Raw genomic sequence first — 23,806 nt, forward strand, 5'->3', positions numbered from 1 at the left:
ATGGGTGAAGTAGCACAAATCAGTCTGGGTGTGACGGTGTTCACCGGCGTCGTCCTGTTCCTGGTCGTGGTGATCCTGCTGGCCAAGTCGCGCCTCGTGGCTACGGGCAACGTCAATATCGAGATCAACGGCGAGAAAACGATCAAGGCACCGGTCGGCAGCAAGCTGCTGGGCGCTTTGGCCGACTCCAAGCTGTATGTCTCGTCGGCCTGCGGCGGCGGCGGCACCTGTGCACAGTGTCGCGTGAAGGTTCTGGACGGGGGCGGTGCGATCCTGCCGACCGAGGAGTCGCATATCAACAAGCGCGAAGCGCGCGAGGGCGATCGCTTGTCCTGTCAGGTAACCGTCAAGCAGGACATGAAGATTCGCGTGCCCGAAGAAGTCTTCGGCGTGAAACAGTGGAAGTGCAAGGTCCGCTCGAACGACAACGTGGCCACCTTCATCAAGGAATTGGTACTCGAGTTGCCCGAAGGCGAACACGTGAACTTCCGTGCCGGCGGCTATATTCAGATCAGCTGCCCGCCGCACGAAGTTGCGTACAAGGATTTCGTCATTGACGAGCGTTTCCACGAGGACTGGGACACCCATAATCTGTGGCGCTACGTCTCGCGGGTGGATGAAACGGTCACCCGTGCTTATTCGATGGCGAACTATCCGGAAGAGGCGGGCATCATCATGCTCAACGTGCGTATTGCCACGCCGCCGCCGCGCAACCCGGACGTCAAGCCTGGTGAAATGAGTTCCTACATCTTCGGTCTCAAGCCGGGCGATGAGGTCACGATTTCGGGGCCCTTCGGCGAGTTCTTTGCGAAGGATACCGATGCCGAAATGGTATTCGTCGGCGGCGGCGCCGGCATGGCGCCGATGCGTTCGCACATCTTCGATCAACTCGGACGTATTAAAACCGACCGCAAGATGAGTTTCTGGTACGGCGCGCGCTCGAAGCGCGAGATGTTCTATGTCGGCGATTTCGACAAGCTCGCCGCAGAACACGACAACTTCGAGTGGACCGTGGCGCTGTCGGACGCCAAGGAAGAAGACGAATGGCAGGGTGAGACCGGATTCATCCACAACGTCCTCTACGAGCGTTACCTGAAGGACCACCCTGCGCCGGAGGATTGTGAGTACTATCTGTGCGGTCCGCCGATCATGAATGCGTCGGTGATCAACATGCTCGAGGATCTGGGCGTCGAGCCGGAAAACATCATGCTGGACGATTTTGGCGGCTGATCGTCATCGTCGACTGTCGGCATAGCCGCGCCCTCAGCCCCGTGTCAGTCCGCTGCGCGGGGTTTTTTGTGGAAGACCGCCGATCACCACCACGACCTTATAAAGACCGATTGATGCAAGACCCGAAAACACAGACAGCACGCGCCGGCCGGTATGGTCGGTTGCTGATTCTCTGGGTGTGTGCGATCGCGCTGGCCGGTTGCAGTCCGCGCGACGAACCCATCCGGGTCAGCGGTCCGGCCCAGGGGACGACATTCAACGTGACCGTCATGTCACCGGATGGCGTTGACCAGGCATCGGTCGCGTCTGCCGTTCAACGGGTGATCGATACGGTTGATGATCAGATGTCGACCTGGCGTGACGACTCCGAAATCTCCCGATTCAACCGTGCGCCGGCCGGTGAATGGGTGCCGGTATCCGGCGATCTGGCAAAGATCACCCGTCAGGCATTGGCGCTGGGTCGTCAGACCAACGGCGCGTTCGATGTCACCCTGGGGCCAATCCTGAAGGTGTGGGGCTTTGGTGCGGGTGCAGACGTGCCCAGTAAGCTGCCAACCACTGAAACGCTCAATGCGGCCAGAGAAAAAACAGGCATCGGACAGATCGATGTCCGCATGGAGCCCCCCGCGCTTCGCAAGAAAGTCGACGGCATCACGCTGGATCTGGCCGGGCTGGCCCAGGGTTATACGGTCGACCGAATTGCCGATGCGCTTCGGCAACTCGGCGCCGAGCATTTTCTGGCCGAACTGGGCGGCGAGCTCTACGCTCAAGGCACGAAGGAATCGGACAAACCGTGGCGCATCGGCGTGGAAAAACCGGAGGCGGGGGTGCGCACGATTGAACGTGTCGTGGGGTTGGCCGATGCCGGAATGACGACCTCGGGTGATTATCGCGATTATTTCGAACTCGACGGCCACCGGTTCTCGCATACGATCGACCCGCGAACCGGGCGGCCGGTCGCACACGACTTGCGAGCGGTGACCGTGATTGCGCAGGACGCGATGACAGCCGATGCCATGGCGACCGCGTTGCTGGTCATGGGCCCGGAGGCCGGTTTGCGATATGCCAATGCCAATGGCATCGCGGCCTTGTTCGTTCGGGGGAACGACGACGCGTATACTGAGTCTAACTCCAAGGCGTTCGAGCCCTATCTGAAGGAGGCCCCATGACGCAGTTTTTCGTTCTCATTCTTGTTGCGTTCGGTGTGATGGCTGCCGTGGTCGGCGCCATGGCGATCGGCGTCATGGTCACCGGTCGTGAGATCAAGGGGAGCTGTGGCGGCGTTGGGGGTGGTGACTGTGCTTGTAGCAAAGGCGGCAGCTGCCCGACCGAGGACGCACCTGGCGATGGACTGCGGAGCCACGGATGAACGCGTCGAGTACCTTGATCATCAAGGACCACATGCGCGAGGTCATGGTGTCGTTCACGCCGGAGACCGCCGTGCTGCGCGCGGTAGATCAGCTGCTTGAGCAGGAAGTCTCGGGCGCTCCGGTGCTCGACCAGCTTGGCAATATCGTCGGCTTCCTTTCTGAGCGCGACGTCATGGCGGTAGCGCTGGATTCCGGTTATTACGACGACCCGGCTGGCAAGGTGGGTACGTTGATGTCCACCACCATCCATACCGTCGATGCCGAAGACAGTATCGTGGCCGCCGCGCGCATTTTTCGTGATACACCGGTCAAGACCCTGCCGGTGCTCAAGGATAGTCGGTTGGTCGGCATGATCACTCGTCGTGATGTGTTGCGTGCCTTCGTCCGACAGCGGTAGAGAGGGCCGCCGGCACGGTCGATGTCCTTTCGGGGCTCGCCATGCCATGTCGAATTTAGTACACTACGAACCATCGGAAACGCGAAGCCACTGAGTTAAAAATAATTTCTCACAAGGCTTGCGTTAGTCGAAGCGCATCAATATAATGCGCAGCTCATCGGGTGCGGGGTGGAGCAGTCTGGCAGCTCGTCGGGCTCATAACCCGAAGGTCGCAGGTTCGAATCCTGCCCCCGCTACCACATCTTGGTTAGTGAAAAGCCCCCGATGAGGGGCTTTTTTTTTACTGGCGATTCGTATCGCCCTTCTGGCGTTCTATGTCGCAACGGCTTCATCATCTACTCGCCCCGGTCGTCGCCGATCTCGGCTACGAGCTATGGCATCTTGAATCCACCGGCGCGGGCCGCAGCAGTATTTTGCGGTTGTATATCGATGCGCCCGACGGCATCGCGCTCGAGGATTGTGAGAAGGTCAGCCGTGAAGTCAGCGCGGTGCTGGATGTTGAGGATGCGAGCGGCGGCGAGTATCAGCTGGAGGTATCCTCCCCGGGGCTTGATCGACCGCTGATTACTGCTGAGCATTTCCGGCGGTTCATCGGTGAAAGAGCGCGCATCAACATGTATGCGCCGGTGGACGGCAAACGCAAGCTGCGCGGCGTGATTCTGGCGGTCAACGGCGATACGGTTGATTTTGGCTGTGGCGACCAGACATACAGTCTCTCGACGGGTGACATGGCCAAGGCACGACTGGAGCCGGTATTTGAAGAGTAGAGCCGCCACGCACAAGGGCGCACCGGTCAAACGCAACACGAACGATTTCGGGTGGCAGCGATGAACAAGAATGTCCTTTTGGTCGCCGAAGCGGTCTCCAACGAAAAAGGCGTCGACAAGGAAATCATCTTCGAGGCGATCGAGGCCGCACTGGCGTCCGCGACCCGCAAGAAGCATGGCGGCGAGATCGCTGTGCGGGTTGATGTCGACCGCAAGAGCGGCCATTACGAAACCTTTCGCCGCTGGGAGGTGATCGAGCCGGGCGCAGAAAATGAAGACGGCGAACCCGTGTTCATCGATGCGCCCGATCGTCAGATATCGCTCGAAGCCGCGCAGGAAAAGGATCCGGCGCTGCAGCGCGGCGATTTCATCGAAGAGCCGATGGAGTCGGTCGAGTTCGGCCGTATCGCTGCGCAGGCCGCAAAGCAGGTCATCGTGCAGAAGGTGCGTGAAGCCGAGCGCGCCCAGATCGTGGAGCAATACCAGCACCGCGTGGGCGAGCTGATCACCGGGCTGGTCAAGCGCATGGAGCGAGGTGCGGTTATACTGGATCTGGGTGGTAACGCCGAGGCGATCATTCCCCGAGATCAGATGATCCCGCGTGAGCCCATGCGGCCCGGGGATCGAGTGCGTGGTTTTCTGTATGACGTGCGCCCTGAGCAGCGCGGTCCGCAATTGTTCGTCTCGCGTACCAAGCCGCAGTTTCTCATCGAGTTGTTCAAGCTTGAGGTCCCGGAAGTCGGTCAGGGGCTGATCGAGCTCCGCGGTGCTGCGCGCGATCCTGGGCTTCGTGCCAAGATTTCAGTGCTCGCCAAGGATCGACGCATTGATCCGGTGGGCGCCTGCGTCGGCATGCGCGGTTCGCGCGTACAGAGCGTGTCGAACGAGCTCGCCGGCGAACGTATCGACATCATCATGTGGAACGAGAATCCGGCCCAGTTCGTGATCAACGCCATGGCGCCTGCCGAGGTCGAGTCGATCGTGCTGGACGAGGATTCCGGGAGCATGGATCTGGCCGTGGCCGAAGACGTGCTGGCCAAGGCGATCGGCCGGGGCGGCCAGAACATCCGGCTGGCCTCCGAGCTGACCGGCTGGCAGTTGAACGTGATGACGCTGGAAGACGCGGACGCCAAGAGTGAAGCAGAAGGCGAAGCCCTACAGGCGATGTTCCGCGAACAGCTGGATGTCGATGACGAGGTTGCGGTGATCCTGGTTCAGGAGGGTTTCACCACGACCGAGGAAATCGCCTATATCCCGGTCGCCGAGTTGCTCGAGATCGAGGAGTTCGACGAGGATATAGTCGAGGAACTGCGCAACCGTGCGCGCGACTATCTGCTGTCCAAGGCCATTTCCAGCGCCGAAGGAACCGACGTCGCCCCGCAGGACGATCTCCTCGAGGTCGACGGTGTCGACCCCGAATTGGCGGCCGCGTTGGCGGCCAAGGGCGTGGTCTCGCGCGACGACCTGGCGGATCTGGGTGCCGACGAGTTGGCCGAACTCGTCGAAATGGATGAGGCGGAGGCCGGTCGTCTGATCATGGCGGCACGTGCTCACTGGTTTGCCGACGAGCAGGCCGGCGCCGAATAATTGTCCCGAATTAACGGGGCCCGCCGCGGCGAGTAACCGCCTCGGGACCCATGGAGTAATCAGAATATGGCGCAAACGACAGTCAAACAGCTGGCATCGGAAGTCGGAATTCCGGTGGAGCGACTGATCTCGCGCTTGGCCGAGGCGGGTGTGACCGCGTCGTCGGAAACCGATCAGATCAACGATGACGACAAGCTCAAGCTGCTGCGGCATCTGCGCGATGTCGGCTCGACCGGTAAAAGCGGCAAGCTGAGCACCGGTGGACGAAGCAAGGTCTCGTTGCGTCGTCGGTCGACCTCGGAACTCAAGGTCAACACCGGTCGCGGTGCGACCTCGGGCCGCACGGTAAGCGTCGAGGTGCGCAAGCGCCGGACTTATGTCAATCGTGCACAGCAGGCCGAGGAAGACAAGGCACGGGAAGCCGAAGAGCAGGCCAAGGCGGCTCAGGACAGCGCTGCACAGGAACAGGCAAAGATCGAGGCCGAAAAGGCCGAGGCCGAGCGTGCAGAAGCCGAGCGTGCAGAAGCCGAGGCACAGCGCGAGCGCGAGGAGGCCGAACGCCTCAAGGCTGAGGAAAAGGCCAAGCGAGACGCCGAGGTCGCAGCCCAGCGCGCTGCCCAGGAGCAGGCCGACCGCGAGGCGCTCGAGAAAGAGCGCGCCAAGCGTACGGTCAAGGTCGACGACGCGCGCTCGCGTGCGCAGGAAAATCTGCGCCGCGCCGCCGAGAGCCACGGTCGGACCGAAGAGGATGTCGAGCGTGAGCGCAATCGCGGCAAGCGCACGGAGCTCCATGTCGCCGAGGGCAAGCAGGGCCGCCGCAAGAGCAAGAAGAAACGCGTCACACGGGGCGCCAAGGTCAATGTGGCGACCGATCATGGTTTCGAGCGTCCGACCGCACCGGTGGTTCGCGACGTCGAAATTCCGGAGCTCATCACCGTGGCCGAGCTGGCTCAGCGGATGGCCGTCAAGGGTGGCGACCTGATCAAGCGCATGATGAAGCTCGGTGTCATGGCCACCATCAACCAGACGGTCGACCAGGATACGGCGACCATTCTCGTCGAGGAGATGGGCCATAACCCGAAGATGGTCAAGACTGAAAGCGCCGAAGAGGCGCTGGTCGAGGAAGTACGCGCCGAGGAGCAGGAAGTCGAAGGCGTCTCGCGTGCCCCGGTCGTGACCATCATGGGTCACGTCGACCACGGCAAGACGTCGCTGCTCGACTATATCCGTCGTACCAAGGTCCAGGCGGGCGAGGCTGGCGGCATCACCCAGCATATCGGCGCGTATCACGTGAAGCACGCCAAGGGCGCGATCACGTTTATCGATACGCCCGGCCATGCGGCGTTCACCCGGATGCGGGCACGTGGCGCCGAGATCACCGACATTGCGATTCTGATCGTAGCCGCCGACGACGGCGTCATGCCGCAGACCAAGGAATCGATCCAGCACGCGCGCGCTGCGGGCGTGCCGATCGTGGTTGCGGTGACCAAGATGGACGTGTCGAGCGCAGACATCGAGAAGGTGAAATCGGGTCTCGCTGCCGAAGACATCATTCCCGAGGATTGGGGCGGCGATATCCAGATCGTTCCGGTGTCCTCGCACACGGGCGAGGGTGTCGACGATCTGCTCGACGCTATCCTGTTGCAGGCCGAGGTCAGCGAGTTCAAGGCGCCGGTGGATGTGCCCGCACGTGGCACCGTCATCGAATCCAGCCTCGAGAAGGGCCGTGGGCCGGTCGCCACGATTCTGGTCAAGGCCGGCACGCTCAAGCGTGGCGACAGTATTCTGGCTGGCCCGCACTTCGGGCGTGTCCGCGCCATGTTCAACGAGCTCGGCGAGCAGGTTAAATCGGCCGGCCCGTCCATTCCGGTGGAGGTGCTCGGCCTGTCGGGTACGCCCGAGGCCGGCGACGATGCGTTCGTCGTCGCCAACGAAAAGCGGGCCCGCGAGATCGCCGAACAGCGTGAGGAGCATCGCCGCGAGAACAAGCTTGCCCAGCAGCAGGCCGCTCGCCTCGAAGAGGTCTTTTCGGCCATCGGAGAGGACGGTCCGGCCAAAAGCAAGGATCTCAATCTGCTCATCAAGGGTGACGTGCAGGGCAGTGTGGAAGCACTGGTCGAATCGCTGGGCAAGATCCCATCCGAAGAGGTCAAGATCCGGATCATCTCCAGCGGTGTGGGCGGTATCAGCGAGTCGGACGTCGAGCTGGCGCTCGCTTCGCAGGCCATCATCCTCGGGTTCAACGTGCGTGCCGATGCCAAGGCGCGGAAGTCGATCCAGGAATCCGGTGTGGATGTGCGCTATTACAGCGTGATCTACGAGGCCATCCAGGACGTCACCGACGCGGTGAGTGGCCTGCTTGGCACCGAACTTCGCGAGGAAATCATCGGTCTGGCCGAAGTGCGCGATGTCTTCCGCTCATCCAAGCTGGGTGCGATCGCCGGTTGTCTGGTCGCCGACGGCAACGTCGTACGTGGCCAGCCGATTCGCGTATTGCGGGATAACGTCGTGATTTACGAAGGCGAACTGGAGTCGCTGCGTCGGCACAAGGACGACGTCAACCGGGTACCGGCGGGCACCGAGTGTGGTATCGGCGTCAAGAACTACAACGATATCAAGCCGGGTGACCAGATCGAGGTGTACGAACGCACCGAGGTCCAGAGAGAAGTCCAGACCGCAGAGCCCGCGTAAGCGGGCCGCGGCAGGCGGATATCGCAATGCCGAGGGAATTCACGCGTCGTCATCGTGTCGCCGAAGAGCTCAAGCGTGAGCTCGGGATCTTGCTAACCACTGAAGTCAAGGATCCTCGCGTTCGTCTGGTCGCGATTACCGACGTCGAGGTCTCGCCGGATCTGAAATATGCCAAGGTCTATGTCGGCAGCTTTGATGTGACCGCCAGCGCCGATCCGGTGCCCGATATGCTTGACGGCCTGCGAGCCGCGCGCGGCTTTCTCAAACGCGCGCTGGGCAAGCGGATGCATCTGCGTGTCATGCCGGAATTGCGCTTCATAGAGGACGCCACCGAGCGTGAGGCCCACCGTCTGGAAAGCGTCATCAAGGCCGCGGTGGACGCCGATCGGGAGCACGCAGGCGATCCGGAGGATGCTTCGCAGGATCTGCCTTCTTCGTCGGGCCATGGGCCGACGTAAACGCGGGCGCGATATCGACGGCATCGTCCTGTTGGACAAACCGCTGGGCTGTTCGTCGAATTCCGCGCTTCAGCGCGTCCGGCGCGCCTTCGATGCTCGCAAGGCCGGCCATACCGGCAGTCTCGACCCGCTGGCCAGCGGGCTGTTGCCGGTCTGCCTCGGGGAGGCGACGAAGGTGTCGTCGTATCTGTTGGCGGCGGACAAACGCTATCGGGTGACCGCCTTGCACGGTATCCAGACCGCGACCGGCGACCGCGAAGGCGAGGTCATTGCCCGTAGCGATGTGCCCATGCCGGATCGCGAGCGCCTGGATGCCCTCCTGGCCGATTTCGTCGGCGCGCAGCAGCAGATTCCGCCGATGTACTCGGCGCTCAAGAAGGACGGCAAGCGTCTCTACGAACATGCGCGCGCCGGGGAGACCATCGAACGCGAGCCGCGCGACATTACCGTGCATGAAATCCAGCTGCTGGACTGCGACGCTGAGTCGTTTACGCTCGAAGCGCGCGTATCCAGCGGCACCTATATCCGGACCCTGGTCGAGGATATCGCAGCCGCCTGGGGCGGAGTCGCCCATGTGGGCACGCTCCATCGCACCGCCATTGGGAGATTGGGTCGCGACCTGGGCATGACCCCGTTGGCCGAGATCGAAGCGCGTGCCGAGCGCGGCGATGACCTCGGCGACTGGCTGTTGCCGGTGTCGATTGCGATCGCCGACCGGCCCCGGGTCGTGCTCGATGCCGATCGTGCCGCCGCCATGGGCCACGGACGGGCGGTGGAGTGCGATGTGCCTGCCTCGCAAGCCGAAACGCTGCGAATCGAGGACGAGCAAGGCTGTCTGCTCGGTCTGGGCTATATCGACGATGCCGGTCGTTTGGCCCCGCGCCGGCTGTTTGCACGCGCGCAGCGCTGAGTTGGCCCGATGCCGGGCAACCAATGGGTGATTGACGGCATCGGTCCCGCGAAACTGTGTTGTACAGCGCGGTGACAAGCCGCTAGAATATGCGCCTCGCGGCACAGGCGGCTGCTGCCCGGTGAATGGATTGCACGGGCTTTTTCCAAACCGTTCAGTGGGGATGAGAGCAAACGGCTCACCCCGGTTCGCTGTTTGGAAAAGGCCGGGCTTTCCAGCTGGGCGGGGCTGCGGTGTTTGTATTGTTATTTGGAGTAAACATGGCCCTGTCCACCGAAGAAAAAGCCGAAGTCATCAACAAGCACAGTCGTGGTACCGGTGACACCGGCTCTCCCGAGGTGCAAGTTGCCTTGCTGACGACTCGTATCAGTCAGCTCGGTGCCCATTTCGATAAGCACAAGGCCGATCATCATTCGCGCCGTGGTCTGCTCAAGATGGTCAACCAGCGCCGCAAGCTGCTGGACTACATCAAGCGCCACGATGCTTCGCGCTACAAGGCCTTAATCAGCGACCTGGGCCTGCGTCGCTAAGCGGCAACGCATAGAGCGCCCAATGCAAAGCGCCCCTCGGTGATCCGAGCCGGGCGCTTTTTTGTTTGAAGAATAAACAGGAACATACCGTGAGCAACGTCACAGTAACCAGCAAGCAGACATTCCAGTACGGCGCGCACGCCGTGACCCTGGAGACCGGCGAGATTGCCCGTCAGGCCGACGGTGCGGTCAAGGTGAGCATGGGCGATACCGTCGTGCTCGTCACCGCCGTGGGCAAGAAGGAAGCAGCGCCGAACGCCGCCTTCTTCCCGCTGACCGTCAATTATCAGGAACGCACCTATGCCGGCGGCAAGATTCCGGGCGGGTTTTTCAAGCGTGAGGGCCGGCCGGGCGAAAAGGAAACCCTGACGTGCCGCCTGATCGACCGTCCCATTCGTCCGCTGTTCCCGAAGGGCTTTTATAACGAAGTCCAGATTGTCGCTACGGTCATGTCGGTGGACCCCGAGATCGATTCCGACATCCCGGCAATGATCGGCGCCTCAGCGGCTCTGGCGATCTCCGGCATGCCGTTTGCCGGGCCGATCGGCGGTGCGAGAGTCGGCTATGCCGACGGCGAGTACGTGCTCAACCCGAGCGCGTCCCAGCTCAAGGCAGGCGAGCTCAACTTGGTCGTCGCCGGCACCAGCGATGCGGTGCTCATGGTGGAATCGGAAGCCAAGCAGCTCTCCGAAGAGATCATGCTTGGCGCCGTATTGTTCGGCCACGAACAGCTTCAGGTGGCGATCCAGGCAATCGAGAAGCTGGCGGCCGAAGCTGGCAAGCCGAGCTGGGACTGGCAGGCTGCACCCACCGATGAATCGCTCGCTCAGGCAGTCGAGCGGGTGGCCAAGGACGACGTGACCGCGGCCTACCAGATCGCCGACAAGCAGGATCGCGGCGCTCGCCTGTCCGAGATCAAGGAAGCCGTCGTAGCCGAGCTGGCCGTGGAAGAGGGCGAGAACGGCTGGAGCCGTGATGAGGTCAAGGGCGCGCTTGGTGCGCTCGAGAAGAGGACGGTTCGCTCGCGTATTCTCGAAGGCGAGCCGCGGATCGACGGGCGTGATACCCGTACCGTGCGCCAGCTGACCATCCGTACCGGCGTTCTGCCGCGTACTCATGGTTCGGCCCTGTTCACCCGAGGCGAAACTCAGGCGCTGGTCGTGTCGACCCTGGGCACCGGTCGGGACGCGCAGATGATCGACGCCGTCGAAGGCAAGTACGACGATCCGTTCATGCTGCACTACAACTTCCCGCCGTATTGCGTGGGCGAAACCGGCTTCATGGGTAGCCCCAAGCGTCGCGAGATCGGCCACGGCAAGCTCGCCAAGCGCGCGATCATGGGCGTGCTGCCGGACCTGGAGAAGGAATTCCCCTACGTCATGCGTGTGGTCTCCGAGGTCACCGAGTCCAACGGCTCATCGTCAATGGCTTCGGTGTGCGGCACGAGTCTGGCGCTGATGGACGCCGGCGTGCCGATCAAGGCACCGGTAGCCGGTGTGGCCATGGGGCTGATCAAGGAGGGCGACAAGTTCGCCGTGCTGACCGATATTCTCGGCGACGAGGATCACCTGGGCGACATGGACTTCAAGGTGGCCGGTTCCACCGAGGGCGTGACCGCGCTGCAGATGGACATCAAGATCGGCGGTATCACGCGCGAGATCATGGAAGTCGCACTGGACCAGGCCAAGGAAGGGCGGTTGCATATCCTGGGCGTCATGGCCGAGGCTATCGACAAGCCGCGCGAGGAAGTCTCGGAATGGGCGCCGCGTATCTTCACGATCAAGATCGATTCCGACAAGATTCGTGACGTCATCGGCAAGGGCGGCGCGACCATTCGCTCGATCACCGAAGAGACCGGCGCGAGCATCGACATCGAGGACGACGGCACGATTCATGTCGCGGCAGTCGACAAGGAAGCCGCCGACATGGCGATCAAGCGGATCGAGGATATCACCCGCGATATCGAGGCCGGCCAGGTCTACGAAGGCAAGGTAGTGCGCATCGTCGACTTCGGCGCGTTCGTCAACCTGGTGCCCGGACGTGACGGGCTGGTGCATATCTCGCAGATTGCCGACCACCGTGTGGAAAAAGTCAGCGACGAACTGTCGGAAGGTCAGATCGTTAAGGTCAAGGTGCTGGAAGTCGATCGTCAGGGACGTGTGCGCCTGTCGATGAAGGAGCTGGCCGAGTCGGAATCCGCCGACGCCGAGGGCTGATACGTATCGGTCGAATGATCAAAAGGCGCCTTCGGGCGCCTTTTTTTTTGCCGGCGGGTCATATTCGCGGGATCGGGGCGGCTCTGCCTGTTTCCGTTCGCGGAACAGATCACGGCATATCACGGTGAGGGCGCCGCTCTGCCACCTCCCGCCGGTCCCGGGTAGCGCGGCCGGGTGCGCTCGCGAACGGATGATCGGTGGAAGAGGGTCGGTCGACACGCCGAGTGATGTGAACCGGGCGTCCTGAAGGTCCACCGTATCGCGATTGGTTGATCGCAGCCAAAAAAAAGCCCCCTAGGGTAAGGGGGCAAAGTGCGAGAAAGGCCGTTAGGCCTTTCGGAGGAGATTAGGTTGTCAGCGTGTCTGCTGATGTTGCGTTGCAGTATAGGGCCGTCTACGACTTTAGTCAAATACTTCGTGGACAAATTGCCAACAACTTATCAATGATCACGATTGGCTCTAGTTATGACCCGTCGTGTCATCTTTAGTTTCGGCCGTGGTGCGATTTTCTGAAGTCTCCTCGGCTTTTTCGCGGCGCTTGAGGTTGGCGAGGAATTCGCGACGTACGGTCCGCCAGATGGGCACCTGATACTGCGACAGCTCGCGGAGCGTCACCAACGGGTTGTTTGCGCCGATCAGCCGGCGCATGCGGTCCTTGAACTGCTGCTGTTGTTCGGAAAAGAATTCCAGGGACAGCTCCAGATAGGAGCTGACCGTGCTCTGCATCGAGTCGCCGTAAAAGCGGATGATGTTGCGCAGCACTTCCGTACGGAATATCGGATCTCCGCCTTCTTCCTGCTCGCTGATCACCTGCAGCAGGATCGTGCGGGTGATGTCATCACCGCTGCGCTTGTCGATCACTTGAAAATCCTCGCCGCGGATCACCAGCTGGCGGATATTTTCCAGCGTGATGTATCGGCTGACCTCGGTGTCGTACAGACGCCGATTCGGATACTTCTTGATGATCCGTTTTTCCTCACTCATCGCGGGCCCCATCGTGTGCCAGGCAATGACTTGTTGCATTGCGGTATAACGATTGTGCCAGATCGTGTGCTTGTTTGGGCAGACGAAGGCGAGCGGTCGCCGGACAAAAAAAACGCCCGCCGGGATCGGCAGGCGTCGAGAGCCACGGCCCGGTGCGGTCGATCAACGTCCGAGCTGACGCTCGCGAATTTCGTCGAGGCTCTTGCAATCGACACACAGGGTGGCGGTCGGCCGTGCTTCCAGACGACGGATGCCGATCTCGGTCCCACAAGTGTCGCAGAAGCCGTACTCGTCGCGGTCGACCCGGCCGATGCCCTGGTCGATCTTGCGAATCAACTTGCGTTCGCGATCACGGGTACGCAGCTCCAGGCTGAACTCGGACTCCTGGCTTGCCCGGTCGGTCGGATCGGGAAAGTTCGCGGCCTCGTCCTTCATGTGGTGCATGGTGCGATCGACCTCTTCCATGAGTTCGCGCTTCCAGTTCACCAGGATGCTGCGGAAGTGATCGCGCTGCGCCTCATTCATGTACTCCTCACCCTCTTTCGGGGTGTAGGGTGTAAACTGCTGAGGCGCATCAAGTTTTGATGCTTTCGAGGTGGCAGCCATGGTGGCCTCGTGTCGGAAAACAGCGCGTACGTTTAGCAAATAAATCGCATTGGTGCAATATATGGTGTGCACAGATGCGCCGCTGCGGCTGATCTGGCAGACTCGCGCCGTTTCCACCGACCCGTCTCGCGACGCCCGCCCTATGAGCCTTGGCGCCCTGTTATTCGATGTCGACGGCACGCTCGCCGATACCGAGCCCGACGGCCACCTGCCGGCCTACAATCGCGCGTTCCGTGAGCACGGACTGGAGTGGCGATGGACCAAGGCGTTGTATCGCAAGCTCCTGCTGATCTCTGGCGGTCGTGAGCGAATCGATCACTATCTGGACAATTACGATCCGGCGCTGGGCGAGCACGATGCCAGCGTGCGGAGCGACCGACAGGCCTGGATTGAACGCCTTCATCAGAGCAAATCCCGTCATTTCCGCGAACGGCTGGAACAGGGCGAAGTGCCGCTGCGGCCCGGTGTTGCGCGGCTGATGAAGGAGGCCGGCGAGGCCGGAATGCGGATCGCCATCGTCACCAATGCGACCCGCGCGACGCTCGAACCGTTTTTGGATCACGCCCTCGGCGATGCCTTGCGGGGCTATGTGGAACTGACCGTCTGCGGCGACGAGGTCGACCGGAAGAAGCCGGCGCCCGACCCCTACCGCCTGGCCTGCGAACGTCTGGGTTGTCGTCCGTCCACCTGTATTGCGGTCGAGGATTCCAATGCCGGCGCGACCGCTGCCTATGCCGCGCGTATTCCCGTGCTGGTCACCATCAACGACGATACACGCCGGCAGCGCTTCAACGCGGCCAGCGCGGTGGTGGACTCGCTCGGCGAGCCCGGCCAGCCGGTGCGGATTATCCGCTCGCCGGGATTCGACTTCGAGTATGTCGATCTGGCGGTGCTGCGCCGGATCAATGCCGCGTCCCGCGACGGTAGCCGGCCGGAGGATCCCGATCGCGCGTCCGCGGACGACTAGATCGTCGGCCGATCAGCGGGCAGCGCCGCATCCAGGGCATCGCCCTGTGTTTCCAGGTAGAGCAGGGTCGCGCCGACTACCGCGGCGGGCATGACCACCAGGTTGGCCAGTGGAATGGCGGTCGCCAGCGTCACGAGGCTGCCAAAACCCAGATGCCGCCAGCGCCGCGCGCGCAGGCGTACCAGCTTGTTGTCGAAGGTCAGGCCCCGATTGGCCATGGGTTGGTCGAGATATTCGAACGACAACATGAACGCCCCGAACACGAACCATAGCGGTGCGATCGCAAGGTTGGCCAACGGTATGAACAGCAGTACCAGGCTCAACAATCCCAGCAGCACAGCGCGCCCGGCATACCAGCGCAGCCGGCGCAGTTCGCCGAACACGCCGTCGGCCATTTCACCGGCCAGGGTCATTCCCGATTCAGGCGCGCGCCCGGTCACGAGTTTTTCGACCTGGGCGGAGAGCAGGCCGTTGAACGGGCTGGCGATCAGATTGGCGAGAAGCGTGAAGACATAGCAGAAGGCGAGCGTGGATAGCACCACGGCGATCCACCAGATCAGCGTCTCCAGCCAGGACAGCCAACCCGGTAGTCCGGCGAGCCATCGGTCCAGCCAAGCGTCTAGCTGCCAGCCGAACAGGCTTACCAACGCCACGATCAACGCGATGTTGATCAGAATCGGAATCACCACGTAGCGTCGCAGCCTGGGCTGGCTCAGCAGGCCGAAGCCGCGCAGAAGATAGCTGGGACCAAGGGCGAATTCGGCGATCGGATTGCGGGGTCTGGGATTCATGTCGCGTTCGGTTAGGGCGAATATACTGTCGCGCAAGCAGCAGGCGTGGATCGTGGCTGATCCGCGTTGTTGTCGGCACAGTGTAGAAGAATCGATCGGAGTTCCGTCATGTCCCTCATGCGCTCGTTTCAGACTTTTTTGATCATCGGTTTGTTGTCGCTGGCCCTGGCGGGCTGTTCGCAGAACGATGCCGAGGATGCCCAGGCCAAGGTCGAACAGGCCAACGCGGATCTGGAGTCGGCGCAGGCCGATCTTGAAGCCGCTCGGCAGCAGAAGGCACAGGCCGAGGCGGAACAGGAAAAGGCGGCTGCTGACGAGCGTGTACAGAAGGCCGCCGCCGAAAAGCGCCAGGCCGAGCAGAAGCAGGCCGATGCGCGCAAGAAGTCCGATCAGGCGACACAGACGGCTCGCGCAGAGGCCCGGCAAGAGGCGAAGGCCGATGAGCAACCGGTTTGTGGCGATTGCGGCACGGTCAGTTCCGTGACACCCGTCACCCAGAATATCGAGCATGGTTCGGGCGTGGGCGCCGTGGCCGGCGGTGTCGCCGGCGCTGTCGTCGGCAGCCAGATCGGCAGTGGCTCGGGCAAGACGATCGCCCAGATCGCCGGGACACTGGGTGGCGCGTTCGCAGGTAACGAAGTCGAAAAACGTGTCCGTAAGCAGACCTATTACCAGGTCAACGTCGCGATGGACGCCGGCGGTTCGCGCTCGGTCAAGGTCGACACCGCCGACTCGGTCAGCGTGGGCACGCGGGTGCGCGTGCAGGGCAACAACCTGGTGCTGATGCGCTAACGGCTACTGATGCATCAGGCGATCGCGGCCGCTCGCTGGCCGTCAGGGCAGCGAGACGGCCGTGCCGGGGTGCCAGTTATCGGCTCGATGCTCGGCGATGACCGCGGTGTCGATACCGCCGCGCATCCAGAATTCTGCGCGTACGCGCATGAATCGCGGCTCGGTCGCGGCAACGAGATCCTCGAGGATACGGTTGGTCACCGCTTCATGGAACGCGCCTTCGTCACGGAACGACCAGATATAGAGCTTGAGCGACTTCAGTTCCACGCAGGTCGCCTCCGGCACGTATTCGAGGTGAATCGTCGCGAAATCCGGCTGGCCGGTCTTCGGACACAGGCAGGTGAATTCAGGGATCCGCATGCGGATCGTGTAATCACGTGCCGGCGTCGGGTTGGGGAAGGTGTCCAGATCGCGGTTCGGCTGGGTCGACATCGTTCACCTCGCGGGCAAAGGCTGCAAAATCGGAAGGCCGCTAGGGTACACTAGCCGGCTTTACGCGCGTCGCCGTACGCGTAGCCTGGTTCGACACCGTTTCGCGGAGGCCGATGTGCGTCGGGTTCGCCTACAACGCCAATCGTCACAGCGCCTGTCGGCGGCGATCAGCCCGTGCGCCTGAGCTCCATCCGCCTGGCCGGCTTCAAGTCGTTCGTCGATCCGACGACGCTGTCGCTGGCCTCCAACCTCACCGGCGTGGTCGGGCCCAACGGGTGCGGCAAGTCCAACGTGATTGACGCGGTGCGCTGGGTGACCGGCGAATCCAGCGCGCGGCAGCTGCGCGGCGAGGCGCTGGAAGACGTCATCTTCAACGGGTCCAAGGCACGCAAACCGGTGGGCCGAGCGTCCGTCGAACTCCGTTTCGACAACAGTGAAGGCAAGCTTGGTGGCCAATACGGCGCCTTCAGCGAGATATCGATCCGTCGCGAACTCGCTCGCGACGGGGGTTCCCGCTACGCGATCAACGGCACCCGCGCGCGGCGTCGCGATGTGATCGATCTGTTCCTGGGCACCGGGTTGGGCGGACGCAGCAACTACGCGGTCATCGAGCAGGGCGCGGTCAACCGGCTGATCGAGGCCCGGCCCGAGGATATGCGCCAGGTTCTGGAAGAAGCAGCAGGCATTTCCAAGTACAAGGAACGCCGGCGCGAGACCGAAAACCGGATTCGCCATACGCGCGAAAATCTCGATCGTCTGAACGATCTGATCGGCGAGGTGAGCCAGCGTCTGACCGTGCTCAAGCGTCAGGCCGCAAACGCCGAGAAATACAAGACCTTCAAGGCCGATGAACGTCGGCTGCGTGCCGAGCTGCTGGCCCTGCGCTGGTCGAGCCAGAACGAACAGACCCGCGCCGCTGAAGCGCAGTTGAGAGCGACCGAAGACCGGCTCCGTCAGGCGATCTCGGTTCGGCGTGAAGCCCAGGCTGCACGCGACGCCGATCAGGCCGAACAGCAGGCGATTCAGACCCGGGTTCAGCAAGCCCAGGCTGCGTTCTACGATGCCCAGGGGCGTGTCGGTCGGATCGAGCAAGCGCTCGCCCATGCGCGCGAGGTCTCGGACATGCGCGAGCGCGAGCACAAGGCACTGCTCGACCAGATCGCGGCGCTGGAGGCCCGCCGCGACGAGGATGAGCGGCGCCGCGGCGAGCTTGTCGTCGAAGGCGAGCGTCTCGAACGCCAGCGCAGCGAGGCGGACGCACAGCTGATTCAGGCACGCAGCGCGCGCGATGCTGCACAAGCCGAAGCACGGGCGGCCGAGCAGGCCTGGGACGAGCACAATGCCGCCGAGCACAACCCGGTCCAGCAGCTGGATGCCGAGCGGACCCGTGCCGATTACGCACGACAACAGCGTGACAAGCTCGCCGAGCGCGACCGGGTGCGCCGCGGCGAGCGCGAGGCGATCCCGGCCCTCGATCAGGCCAGCCTAGACCGACAGGCCGACGAACTGACCGAGCGCGAACGTGCGCTCGCCGCGGATCTCGACGCCGCCGAACGCGAGGCCGAGGCCGATCGCGGTCTGCGTTCGCGCCTGGTCGAACTGGAGCGCGAAGTCGCCGAGCGCACGACAGCACTGGCCGAACAGCAGGCCGAGCTGGCCTCCGAGCGCAAGATGCAGCAGGCGGTGCTGCGCGAGGACGACGATCGTATCAACGCGTGGCTGGCCGCACGTGGTCATGGCCAGGCGCGCGGCGTTGCCCGCCGGATTCGGGTCCGCGAGGCCTGGCGAACGGCGGCCGAAGTCGCGCTCGGGCCGCTGCTGCGCGGGTTTGTAGTCGAGTCCCTGGATGCCGGCACAACCGGCGACTGGCCTGGTGAGCCCGTTGCCCTGATCGAAGACCGCGACTGGACGCTCGAATCGTCTTCCGCGCCCGCGCCCGCCGAGTGCCTGGCCGATGGCCTGGAAGGCCCGGCCGCGATCCGCGCCGCGGCCGGGCGGCTGTTCGTAGTCGCTGACCTGGCCACCGGGCTGGCGATGCGCCACCAGCTACGCGGCGACCAGCAGCTCATCACGCTCGACGGTTGCCGTATCGGTCCGGCGAGTCTGATCACCCCGGCCGGCCAGTCCGCCGAACAGGGTGTGTTCGAGCGCGAGCAGCGTATCGAATCATTGGCGGCCGCCGTGGATGAGGGGCAGCAGGATGTCGAAGCCCGGCGGCACTCCCTGGCCGAATGCCGTGAACACCAGCAGGCAACCCAGGCCCGCTGCGCTCGTTTGGACCAGGGGATCGGCGAACAGCGGCGCGCGATCGAGACCGCCGGCGCACAGCTGCAGGGCGAACAGCTCCGCGCCGAGCAGAACACGCGCCGACGCGCCGAGATCGATAGCGAACTGGCCGAGCTGGCCGAGCAGGTGGCCAGCGCCGACGAAGACCATCGTCAGGCCGCGGTCCGGGTCGAAGAGCTGGAAAGCCAGGCGCGTATCTTTGCCGACGACCGAAAAACCATCCAGGCGCGGCGTCATGCGGCGCGCAACGCCCTCGAGCGTGAGCGCGCCACCGCGGCGCAGGCGGAACGTCAGCTGCGTGATCTCGAGGTCGAGCAGACGCGCATCGCCGATCGTGCCGAGAGCGTGGCCGTGCGTATCGGCGATAGCGAACAGGCGCGCGCCGATCTGGCAGCCAAGCTCGAGCGCTTCGAGGCCCAGCAGCCGGCGGACAACGGCGAACATCACAGCGCCGACGATCTGGCCGAGGCTCGGCAGGCCCAGCAGGCGGCCGACCGGAGCCTGCGCGAGGCGCGCAGCGCGCTGTCGGCGTGTGAACAGGCGATGCAGGATAAGGCGCGGGCCGTCATGGCTGCCGAGCAGGGGGTAGAAGACATACGCGATGCACTTCAGCAGGCGCGTATCGATGTCGAGACCGCCGGCGTGCGTCGGGCCGGGCTGACCGAACAACTCGAGGAGCTCGGCGAGGCGCCGCTGCCCCTGTTGGAGGCACTGCCCGAGGACGCCGACGCCGCGCAATGGGGCGAAGCCATCGAAGCGCTCGAACGCAAGATCCAGCGGCTGGGTGCGATCAACCTGGCCGCGATCGAGGAATACGACGCCGAAGCCGAGCGCGAGGCCTATCTGGCCGAGCAGCACACCGATCTGTCGGAGGCGCTGGCTACCCTGGAAGCTGCCATCGCCAAGATCGATCGTGAAACGCGTGCGCGTTTCAAGGCGACCTACGAACAGGTCAACGCACGTTTTGCGGAAATGTTTCCGGAGTTGTTCGGCGGCGGGGAAGCGGCTCTCGAACTCACCGAGGACGACTGGCTGGCCACTGGAATCCGTGTGATGGCGCGTCCGCCAGGCAAACGCAATGCATCCATCCAGATGCTGTCGGGCGGTGAGAAGGCGCTCACCGCCGTGGCGCTGCTGTTCGCGCTGTTCGAGCTCAACCCGGCGCCGTTTTGTATGCTGGACGAAATCGATGCGCCGCTGGATGATGCGAACGTATCGCGGTTTTGCGAACTTGTGCGCCGTATGTCTGCCCAAGTGCAGTTCATCGTCATCACTCACAACAAGCTGACGATGTCGCTGGCCGAGCAATTGCACGGCGTGACCATGGCCGAACCGGGCGTGTCACGCCTGGTCAGTGTCGATATAGAACAGGCGCTGGACATGGCCGGCTGAACGCCGGCCCCGGTGCGCCCAAGACAATCGCTGCGGAAGAACAATCGACTATGTCTATCGTGCAATGGTTTCTGCTGATTCTGGTCATCGCCGTGGTGGGCGGCGCGTACTGGTATCTGCGTCGTCAGTCGGCCAACGATCCCTGGCAGGGGATGGAGGAGGATGCCCCCGTCGACGACGAAGCCCTTGACCGGGGCGAATCGCTCGGTGGCGACTCCTATATCGTGGGCGTGCGTACGCTCTCGAAAGAGACGCCGGCCAGTCGCAAGGCGGGCCACGGAGCCAGCGCGCCGCCACCGGTGGACGAGCCGGAGGCCGACGAGCTCAATGACGCGGCGGCCGAAGCGTCGTGGCGCGCCTATAAGGAACGCGCGCAGGAACGCCCGGCCGAGGTTGCCGCGCCGGTCGATGACGCGCCCGAGTCGGAACAGCCGCCGGCCTCGGCCGCCGCGTCGCTTTCCCGGCCGTCGGGCGAACGTGTCGAGGATATTCGTCCGCAGCGACCGCCGGCCGACGGGCAGCAGCATGTGTTCATTCTGCATGTCGCTACGCCCGACGGTCGCTTTTTCGATGGCCCGGATATTCACGCCGCGTTGACCGACGAAGGACTCAAATTCGGGCTCAACGATATTTATCATCGGGTAACCGAGACCAACGGCATCCCCGAGTCGGTGTTCGCGGTGGCAAACATGCTCAAGCCGGGCACGCTCGATCCGGTCGATCAGGACCACCTGGCCACGCCCGGGCTGACGTTCTTTCTCGTGTTGCCCGGGCCGATCGACGGCATGCCCGCCATGCGAGAGATGATGGAGACCGCCAATCGGATCGCCGAGGCGCTGGGTGGCGAGGTGCTGGACGACAAGCGCGCGCTGCTCAAGGCGCAGACGGCGCAATACATGCTCGATCAGATCGCCGATATCGATCGGCGTGCGAAGATCGCCCAGCGCCGCTGAATGGGCGCGCCTCCGGACAAGGTCGCCAGACGCGCGGCCGAACTCGCGCGCACGCTCACCGAGCACAGCCGGGCGTACTATGTCGATGACGATCCAAGCGTCAGCGATGCGGAATACGACCGGCTGTTCGAGCAGCTCGAGGCCATCGAGGCCGACTATCCGGCGCTTATCACGCCCGACTCGCCGACCCAGCGCGTAGGCGCGCCTCCATCGGACAAGTTCGAGTCGGTCGACCATGCCACGCCGATGTTGTCGCTTGGCAACTGTTTCGACGACGACGAGCTGGCCGAGTTCGATCGTCGGGCCAGGGATGCGGTCGGCGGCCGGCAACTGACCTACTGTGCCGAACCCAAGTTCGACGGCACGGCGCTGAATCTGCGCTACGAGGCCGGCCTGCTCACCATGGCCACGACGCGCGGCGATGGGATTACCGGTGAGAACATCACGCCCAACGCGCGTACCATCCGCAACCTGCCGCTGCGCCTGCTTTGCGACGACCCGCCGGCATTCATCGAGATACGCGGTGAGGCGGTGCTGGCGCGTTCGAAGTTCGAAGCGCTCAACAAGCGGCTCAGCGATGACGGCCACAAACCGTTCGTCAATCCGCGTAACGCCGCGGCAGGCAGCCTGCGCCAGCTGGATTCGAAAATCACCGCCCAGCGACCGCTGGCCTTCATGGCCTACGGGATCGGGCGGGTCGACGGCGCACCCGTGCCTGACAGCCTGTACGCCCAGCTCCGGCAGTTGGCCGACTGGGGTTTTTCGATCAGCGAGCACGTACGGCCGGTGGAGGGCCTGGACGGCTGTATCGACTACTACCAGGCGATGGCCGAGCGGCGGGCGAGGCTGGATATCGAGATCGACGGCTGCGTGTTCAAGGTCGACGACGCGGCTACGCGTTCGGAGCTCGGTTATGTTGCACGGGCGCCACGCTGGGCGATCGCCCGGAAGTTTCCCGCCGAAGAAACCACTACCACGCTTAACAGCGTCGAGTTCCAGGTCGGGCGGACCGGCGCGCTGACGCCGGTCGCCAAGCTCGAGCCGGTGTTTGTCGGCGGGGTGACGGTGTCCAACGCGACCCTGCACAACATGGACGAGATTGCGCGCAAGGATATCCGCGTGGGCGACATCGTAGTGGTCCGCCGCGCCGGGGACGTGATTCCCGAGGTCAAGGAGGTCGCACGGCGAGGCGAGCGTACGCAGCCGATCGAATTGCCTGCGGTCTGTCCGGTCTGCGCTTCAGCGGTCGAGCGCCTCGAAGGCGAGGCGGTCGCTCGATGCACGGGCGGGCTGGTCTGTGCCGCGCAGCGGCGCGAAGCGCTCAAGCATTTCGCCTCGCGCCGTGCGCTGGATATCGAAGGCCTGGGCGATCGCCAGATCGAGGCATTCGTCGACGAGGGGCTGTTGGCTTCACCGGCCGATATCTTCGCGTTGGCCGAACACCGTGCGGCGCTGGTCGAACGCGAAGGCTACGGCGACAAATCCGTGACCAATCTGCTGGCCTCGATCGAGGCCGCCAAGCAGACCACGCTGGCACGCTTCATTTTCGCGCTCGGGATTCGTGAAGTCGGCGAAACCATGGCACGAGATCTGGCCGAACATTTCGGCACGCTCGATGCTCTGCGAGCTGAAGCGGCCGCCTACCTGGAGCGCGCCGAGCGCGCGCAGCGCGATGAGCCGGACAACCGCGCGGCCCGCGAGCGGATCATGACGGCCGAAGGGCTGCAGGCGGTGCCCGGCGTGGGCAGCCGGGTGGCCCATTGTATAGCCGATTTCTTCGCCGAAGCGCGCAACACTGAGGTCATCGAAGCGTTGCAGGCCGCCGGCGTGCACTGGCCGAGCGCGACCACCGACGCTGGCGCGCAGCCGTTGGCCGGCCGCACGTTCGTGCTGACCGGCAGCATGGAACAGCTCACGCGCGATCAGGCCAGCGCGCGTATCGCCGCGCTTGGCGGGCGGGTGACCTCCAGCGTGTCGAAAAAAACCGACTATGTGGTGGTCGGCGAAGCGCCCGGCAGCAAGCGCGACAAGGCCGAAAAACTGGGCGTCTCGCTGCTGGACGAATCCGCTTTCATCGCTTTGCTCGACGATGTCGAGCCCTGACCGGCGACCGCTCGGAGAATCCCCGATGAATACATGGTCTCGACGCGGCTGCTACGGATTGGTCGTTGCGCTGGCCGCCGGCCTGACCGGCTGCAGCGGACTGCTGATCTCACCCGATGACAGCACCTGCACCATCGATCTGAAGCGTGTCGAGCAGAGCGCACGGGACGCCCGCGCCGAACTGGCCAGTGGCATGGCCGTCGAGCAGCGTCAGGTCGGGCTGTCGCGCATGGTGGAGGCCGCCGCGCGTGCGCGGGCGACCTGTGGCTACGAAGTGCCCGATACCAAGGGCGCCCGCCGTGCCCGTCAGCCCAAGGCCGGCTAGGCATCGAGCGCCCGCTGTC

Annotated in this window: 21 protein-coding genes and 1 tRNA gene; 18 read left to right on the forward strand and 4 right to left on the reverse strand. The window is 63.6% G+C overall.

All coding sequences use genetic code 11. The features are described from left to right. The 12 genes from nqrF (at position 1) to pnp (ending at position 12,156) form a co-directional block, all read left to right on the forward strand. Entirely contained in the window at positions 1–1,230 is a 1,230-nt protein-coding gene (gene nqrF / locus T31B1_RS16330; protein WP_353250589.1) for an NADH:ubiquinone reductase (Na(+)-transporting) subunit F, read from the forward strand. Between the two features lie 113 nt (positions 1,231–1,343). After that, on the forward strand, positions 1,344–2,399 hold the full coding sequence (locus T31B1_RS16335) for an FAD:protein FMN transferase (RefSeq protein WP_353250590.1): 1,056 nt from the start codon (positions 1,344–1,346) through the stop codon (positions 2,397–2,399). Continuing rightward, the gene (locus tag T31B1_RS16340) at positions 2,396–2,599 is read left to right on the forward strand and encodes a hypothetical protein (protein ID WP_353250591.1); all 204 of its coding nucleotides are present in this window, start codon (positions 2,396–2,398) and stop codon (positions 2,597–2,599) included. Before T31B1_RS16335 ends, T31B1_RS16340 begins: the two co-directional genes overlap by 4 nt. Beyond that, positions 2,596–2,997 carry a CBS domain-containing protein gene (locus T31B1_RS16345; RefSeq protein ID WP_353250592.1) on the forward strand — a complete coding sequence of 134 codons (402 nt, stop codon included), beginning with the start codon at positions 2,596–2,598 and terminating at the stop codon, positions 2,995–2,997. Before T31B1_RS16340 ends, T31B1_RS16345 begins: the two co-directional genes overlap by 4 nt. 162 nt (positions 2,998–3,159) lie before the next feature. Next, positions 3,160–3,236: transfer RNA gene (locus T31B1_RS16350), tRNA-Met, on the forward strand. 75 nt (positions 3,237–3,311) lie between these two features. Continuing rightward, entirely contained in the window at positions 3,312–3,764 is a 453-nt protein-coding gene (rimP, locus tag T31B1_RS16355; RefSeq protein ID WP_353250593.1) for a ribosome maturation factor RimP, read from the forward strand. Between the two features lie 60 nt (positions 3,765–3,824). Further along, positions 3,825–5,351, forward strand: coding sequence for a transcription termination factor NusA (gene nusA, locus T31B1_RS16360; RefSeq protein WP_353250594.1), 1,527 nt, complete (start codon positions 3,825–3,827; stop codon positions 5,349–5,351). 66 nt (positions 5,352–5,417) lie between these two features. Further along, positions 5,418–8,042, forward strand: coding sequence for a translation initiation factor IF-2 (infB, locus tag T31B1_RS16365; protein WP_353250595.1), 2,625 nt, complete (start codon positions 5,418–5,420; stop codon positions 8,040–8,042). A 26-nt stretch (positions 8,043–8,068) separates the two neighbouring features. Next, positions 8,069–8,500 (forward strand): 30S ribosome-binding factor RbfA, encoded by a 432-nt coding sequence (gene rbfA / locus T31B1_RS16370; RefSeq protein ID WP_353250596.1) that lies wholly within the window; start codon positions 8,069–8,071, stop codon positions 8,498–8,500. Beyond that, positions 8,487–9,410: a tRNA pseudouridine(55) synthase TruB gene (gene truB, locus T31B1_RS16375; RefSeq protein WP_353250597.1), complete on the forward strand. Its 924-nt coding sequence runs from the start codon at positions 8,487–8,489 to the stop codon at positions 9,408–9,410. Before rbfA ends, truB begins: the two co-directional genes overlap by 14 nt. Before the next feature lie 260 nt (positions 9,411–9,670). Further along, a complete protein-coding gene (rpsO, locus tag T31B1_RS16380) occupies positions 9,671–9,940 on the forward strand; it encodes a 30S ribosomal protein S15 (RefSeq protein ID WP_353250598.1) in 270 nt (89 codons plus the stop codon). Positions 9,941–10,029: 89 nt separating this feature from the next. After that, positions 10,030–12,156, forward strand: coding sequence for a polyribonucleotide nucleotidyltransferase (gene pnp / locus T31B1_RS16385; RefSeq protein WP_353250599.1), 2,127 nt, complete (start codon positions 10,030–10,032; stop codon positions 12,154–12,156). A 459-nt stretch (positions 12,157–12,615) separates the two neighbouring features. Here the strand turns inward: pnp and phaR are convergent, their stop codons facing one another. Further along, a complete protein-coding gene (gene phaR, locus T31B1_RS16390; protein WP_353250600.1) occupies positions 12,616–13,179 on the reverse strand; it encodes a polyhydroxyalkanoate synthesis repressor PhaR in 564 nt (187 codons plus the stop codon). 123 nt (positions 13,180–13,302) lie between these two features. After that, entirely contained in the window at positions 13,303–13,746 is a 444-nt protein-coding gene (gene dksA, locus T31B1_RS16395; RefSeq protein WP_353250601.1) for an RNA polymerase-binding protein DksA, read from the reverse strand. A gap of 142 nt (positions 13,747–13,888) precedes the next feature. On the opposite strand from dksA, the gene T31B1_RS16400 reads away from it, so the two are divergent. Next, positions 13,889–14,713 (forward strand): HAD-IA family hydrolase, encoded by an 825-nt coding sequence (locus T31B1_RS16400; RefSeq protein ID WP_353250602.1) that lies wholly within the window; start codon positions 13,889–13,891, stop codon positions 14,711–14,713. Here T31B1_RS16400 and cysZ read toward each other — a convergent pair. Further along, a complete protein-coding gene (gene cysZ / locus T31B1_RS16405; protein ID WP_353250603.1) occupies positions 14,710–15,504 on the reverse strand; it encodes a sulfate transporter CysZ in 795 nt (264 codons plus the stop codon). The two genes, T31B1_RS16400 and cysZ, sit on opposite strands and share 4 nt — an antisense overlap. A 108-nt stretch (positions 15,505–15,612) precedes the next feature. On the opposite strand from cysZ, the gene T31B1_RS16410 reads away from it, so the two are divergent. Then, entirely contained in the window at positions 15,613–16,296 is a 684-nt protein-coding gene (locus tag T31B1_RS16410; protein ID WP_353250604.1) for a glycine zipper 2TM domain-containing protein, read from the forward strand. A 42-nt stretch (positions 16,297–16,338) separates the two neighbouring features. Here the strand turns inward: T31B1_RS16410 and queF are convergent, their stop codons facing one another. After that, entirely contained in the window at positions 16,339–16,728 is a 390-nt protein-coding gene (gene queF / locus T31B1_RS16415; protein WP_353250605.1) for a preQ(1) synthase, read from the reverse strand. Positions 16,729–16,902: 174 nt separating this feature from the next. Between queF and smc the strand changes: the two genes are divergently transcribed. The 4 genes from smc to T31B1_RS16435 are packed head-to-tail and all read left to right on the forward strand — an operon-like array spanning position 16,903 to position 23,787. Next, positions 16,903–20,406, forward strand: coding sequence for a chromosome segregation protein SMC (gene smc / locus T31B1_RS16420; RefSeq protein ID WP_353250606.1), 3,504 nt, complete (start codon positions 16,903–16,905; stop codon positions 20,404–20,406). Positions 20,407–20,456: 50 nt separating this feature from the next. Then, positions 20,457–21,359, forward strand: coding sequence for a cell division protein ZipA (gene zipA, locus T31B1_RS16425; protein ID WP_353250607.1), 903 nt, complete (start codon positions 20,457–20,459; stop codon positions 21,357–21,359). Then, positions 21,360–23,462, forward strand: coding sequence for an NAD-dependent DNA ligase LigA (gene ligA, locus T31B1_RS16430; protein ID WP_353250608.1), 2,103 nt, complete (start codon positions 21,360–21,362; stop codon positions 23,460–23,462). A gap of 25 nt (positions 23,463–23,487) precedes the next feature. Continuing rightward, complete coding sequence (locus T31B1_RS16435; RefSeq protein WP_353250609.1) at positions 23,488–23,787, forward strand: hypothetical protein; 300 nt, start codon at positions 23,488–23,490, stop codon at positions 23,785–23,787. Positions 23,788–23,806: the final 19 nt, after the last annotated feature.

Origin of the sequence: Salinisphaera sp. T31B1 (assembly GCF_040361275.1) — a bacterium.
GTDB lineage: Bacteria > Pseudomonadota > Gammaproteobacteria > Nevskiales > Salinisphaeraceae > Salinisphaera.

Excerpts from the sequence above, each read along its gene's own strand:
- nqrF (WP_353250589.1), top strand. The coding sequence starts at position 1 with ATGGGTGAAGTAGCACAAATCAGTCTGGGTGTGACGGTGTTCACCGGC.
- T31B1_RS16335 (WP_353250590.1), top strand. The coding sequence starts at position 1,344 with ATGCAAGACCCGAAAACACAGACAGCACGCGCCGGCCGGTATGGTCGG.
- T31B1_RS16340 (WP_353250591.1), top strand. The coding sequence starts at position 2,396 with ATGACGCAGTTTTTCGTTCTCATTCTTGTTGCGTTCGGTGTGATGGCT.
- T31B1_RS16345 (WP_353250592.1), top strand. The coding sequence starts at position 2,596 with ATGAACGCGTCGAGTACCTTGATCATCAAGGACCACATGCGCGAGGTC.
- rimP (WP_353250593.1), top strand. The coding sequence starts at position 3,312 with ATGTCGCAACGGCTTCATCATCTACTCGCCCCGGTCGTCGCCGATCTC.
- nusA (WP_353250594.1), top strand. The coding sequence starts at position 3,825 with ATGAACAAGAATGTCCTTTTGGTCGCCGAAGCGGTCTCCAACGAAAAA.
- infB (WP_353250595.1), top strand. The coding sequence starts at position 5,418 with ATGGCGCAAACGACAGTCAAACAGCTGGCATCGGAAGTCGGAATTCCG.
- rbfA (WP_353250596.1), top strand. The coding sequence starts at position 8,069 with ATGCCGAGGGAATTCACGCGTCGTCATCGTGTCGCCGAAGAGCTCAAG.
- truB (WP_353250597.1), top strand. The coding sequence starts at position 8,487 with ATGGGCCGACGTAAACGCGGGCGCGATATCGACGGCATCGTCCTGTTG.
- rpsO (WP_353250598.1), top strand. The coding sequence starts at position 9,671 with ATGGCCCTGTCCACCGAAGAAAAAGCCGAAGTCATCAACAAGCACAGT.
- phaR (WP_353250600.1), bottom strand. The coding sequence starts at position 13,179 with ATGCAACAAGTCATTGCCTGGCACACGATGGGGCCCGCGATGAGTGAG.
- dksA (WP_353250601.1), bottom strand. The coding sequence starts at position 13,746 with ATGGCTGCCACCTCGAAAGCATCAAAACTTGATGCGCCTCAGCAGTTT.
- T31B1_RS16400 (WP_353250602.1), top strand. The coding sequence starts at position 13,889 with ATGAGCCTTGGCGCCCTGTTATTCGATGTCGACGGCACGCTCGCCGAT.
- cysZ (WP_353250603.1), bottom strand. The coding sequence starts at position 15,504 with ATGAATCCCAGACCCCGCAATCCGATCGCCGAATTCGCCCTTGGTCCC.
- T31B1_RS16410 (WP_353250604.1), top strand. The coding sequence starts at position 15,613 with ATGTCCCTCATGCGCTCGTTTCAGACTTTTTTGATCATCGGTTTGTTG.
- queF (WP_353250605.1), bottom strand. The coding sequence starts at position 16,728 with ATGTCGACCCAGCCGAACCGCGATCTGGACACCTTCCCCAACCCGACG.
- zipA (WP_353250607.1), top strand. The coding sequence starts at position 20,457 with ATGTCTATCGTGCAATGGTTTCTGCTGATTCTGGTCATCGCCGTGGTG.
- ligA (WP_353250608.1), top strand. The coding sequence starts at position 21,360 with ATGGGCGCGCCTCCGGACAAGGTCGCCAGACGCGCGGCCGAACTCGCG.
- T31B1_RS16435 (WP_353250609.1), top strand. The coding sequence starts at position 23,488 with ATGAATACATGGTCTCGACGCGGCTGCTACGGATTGGTCGTTGCGCTG.